Origin of the sequence: Thermogemmatispora sp., from assembly GCF_019683755.1 — a bacterium.
Classification (GTDB): Bacteria; Chloroflexota; Ktedonobacteria; order Ktedonobacterales; family Ktedonobacteraceae; genus Thermogemmatispora.
Genome location: NZ_JADGHT010000478.1, coordinates 1 through 2,795 on the forward strand (window position 1 = coordinate 1; position 2,795 = coordinate 2,795).

At 62.5% G+C, this 2,795-nt stretch carries 2 protein-coding genes; both read right to left on the reverse strand.

Translation table 11 applies throughout. The features are described 5' to 3' along the window. A partial coding sequence (locus IRZ24_RS19005) for a DUF5682 family protein (protein ID WP_297167912.1) occupies window positions 1-1,882 on the reverse strand: 1,882 nt, incomplete at its 3' end. Between the two features lie 3 nt (window positions 1,883-1,885). Further along, window positions 1,886-2,795, reverse strand: a 910-nt coding sequence (locus IRZ24_RS19010) for an AAA family ATPase (protein WP_297167914.1), incomplete at its 5' end; no start/stop codon positions are given.

The following is a 2,795-nucleotide window of genomic DNA, read 5'->3' on the forward strand; positions in this document are numbered from 1 at the left end:
GGCTCGTGGGCGCGGAGTTGTGTATACGAGACTGGCGTAGGAGGGGGTGGGGTTGCTCTTCCTCGCTCAAGCGTTTCAACAGAGCGCACCATTCCGCGTGTAGATCCTCGTCAGCGAGCGTGAGGATACTGCTGTCCATATGCTGGATACTGGTGAGGAGCGTCCGAGCTGCCTCCTCGTCCAGAGAGAGACAGGCGCCAGGCAGGCTGATCAGTGTGCGAGCGAAAAAAGCCTCAACAACGGTGCGCACCTGCTGCGTGTCACTCCCGCGCACATCGCCATAGCGTGCGACGCGAGCCAGCGCGGGCATGGCATCCATGAGATGGCGCACATCACTGGCCAGTGCGGCGCAGGCGTGAATGCGTTCCAGCAGTCGGTCAAGGGCCGGCGGCAGCTCGGCCTGCAGGACCAGGTTCAGCAACTCCGAGAGCTGCGCCAGTTGCTCGTGGTGCTCTGCTGCAGCGAGAGCGAAACCTGTAGCGGCGCTTTCCAGCGTATTGCCCCAAACGTTGGCTTCGATGATGAGCAGAGCAAACTCATGCTGCCATTGCAGTTTCCAGCGCTCATGAAAGGTACCGCGCTTGCTGGCCGCAATGGTCTGCGGCTCGCCCCAGGGAATGCCGAGCAGACGTAGCCGATGGAGTAAGCGGCTGCGGGCGCGGTCAGTCTCGTTGCGCAGATCCAGCTCAAGCTCTTTGACCTCGGGAGCAGGCTTCAAGCGCAGGCGTCGCTGTTGCTGCTCCAGGTCGCGCTGCAGAGGAACCGCGGGTGTTTCCGGCGGGACCTTCCCCATGCACGAGCCAATGACCAGCCGCTGCTCAATCAGCCGCATGGGGGCCGTTTCTCCGCGGCAGAGCACGCTTTGAATAGCCTCTTGTAGCTCTGCCAGACCTGGAGCACTCGCATCGCGCAACGCCGCCAGGCCCTCCGCCAGGCGCACGGCCTCGATCACACTGGCCGGAGAAACATCGAATCCCTCCTGACGCAGCAGCTCAGCGGCGCGTATCACCCAGCGTATCCCGGCCTGCGCCGGTGCCGACCAGAGAAGCTCATACCAGCCGGGGGCGGCGATGCCTGCGCCGTAGCCGCTGGCGTAGGCCAGACGATCATTGCTCCAGGGAATCCAGGTTGCTGCAACATTCACGCGCTTCAAGCTTTGCAGTAGAGCGCGATCATCGGCTTCAGAAAAGGCATCAAGGTCTTCAAGCGCCGGCAGGTGCCAGGCACCGCAGATGACAGCGATGCGTTGAAAGCCCTCCGCCCTGGCCTGGCGCAGCATCTGACGCATATGAGCCTCGCGCCAGGCATCCTCCTGATTGCGTGGTGGGCGGCCATCGCGTAGCGCGCGCATTGCCTCGCGGATGCCTTCGAATAACCCTTGCGCGTTTTGCCGTTGCTCGATCTGCTGTTCCCACCAAAGTTCGTGATCGTGGTAGCCGGCAGCGAAGGAGAGCAGGCTCAGCGGATCGTTGGCGATCTCCTCCGTTGGCTCCTGCTCCTCATCAGGCTGGGGGGTGGAAGGTGACGGCGAGGTCTCTTCCTTGTGCTCTACCTCCTGGATGTTGCTGCCGAGGCGCAGGGCCAGCGGCAAATCAATGAAGCGGGCCGCGATGCCTTCCTGGAGGGCATAGCGCAAGGCCTGCCACTCCGGAGAGAAGGCCGACAATGGGTAGTAGCGGGCCTGGCGCGGCTGGTCAGGCCGATAGATGAGCAAGGCCACCGGCGGCCACATATGTGGATGATTGAGCAGCGGCAGAATCTCCTGAGCGTCAGCCGGGCCTTCGACCAGCACCAGGTCGGGAGCCAGCTCCTGGAGAGCTGTGCGCAGACTGCGCGCACAGCCAGGACCATGATGGCGGATGCCGAACAGATGGAAGCTCACTGCTCAAATCACCTCCCGGCAGGCGCGGTAGAGGTCTTGCCAATCATGACGCTCCTTCATCACCGTCTGCAGATATTCCAGCCAGACAAGGCGGTCCTGTACTGGGTCCTTGACGATGGTACCCGTCAGGCCAGCGGCCAGATCGACAGCCCTGAGCGTCCCATCGCCATAATAGGCGGCCAGCGCCAGGCCGCTGTTAATGACCGAGATCGCTTCCGCGGTCGAGAGCGTGCCGCTGGGAACCTTGAGCTTCAGACTGCCATCAAGAGTTTTCCCCTCGCGCAGCTCGCGGAAGATCATCACCACGCGCCGGATCTCCTCCAGAGCCGGCTTCTCAGCGGGCAGCTCCAGGGCCCGGCCCAGATCCGCCACGCGCCGCTCTACAATACGTACCTCTTCGTCCAGATTCTGCGGTAGTGGCAGCACCACCGTATTGAAGCGACGCATCAGGGCGCTTGAAAGATCGTTGACGCCCTTATCGCGATTGTTGGCCGTGGCAATCACATTGAAGCCCTTGCGCGCCTGTACCTCCATATTCAACTCGGGAATGGGCAGCGTCTTCTCCGAAAGGATAGTGATGAGCGTATCCTGTACCTCGCTGGAGATGCGTGTCAGCTCCTCGATGCGGGCCAGCTTGCCTGCTCGCATGGCCGTCATCAGCGGGCTGGCTACTAATGCCGCCGGCGTCGGCCCTTCCACGAGCAGCCGGGCGTAGTTCCAGCCATAGCGCAGCGCGCTCTCGTCTGTACCCGCCGTGCCTTGAATGAGCAGGGTTGAGTCACCGGAAATGGCCGCTGCCAGATGCTCGCTGACCCAAGATTTGGCCGTACCAGGCAGGCCATAGAGCAGCAAGGCGCGGTCAGTCGCCAGGGTACTGATAGCGATCTCGATCAGGCGCGCGTTGCCAATATAT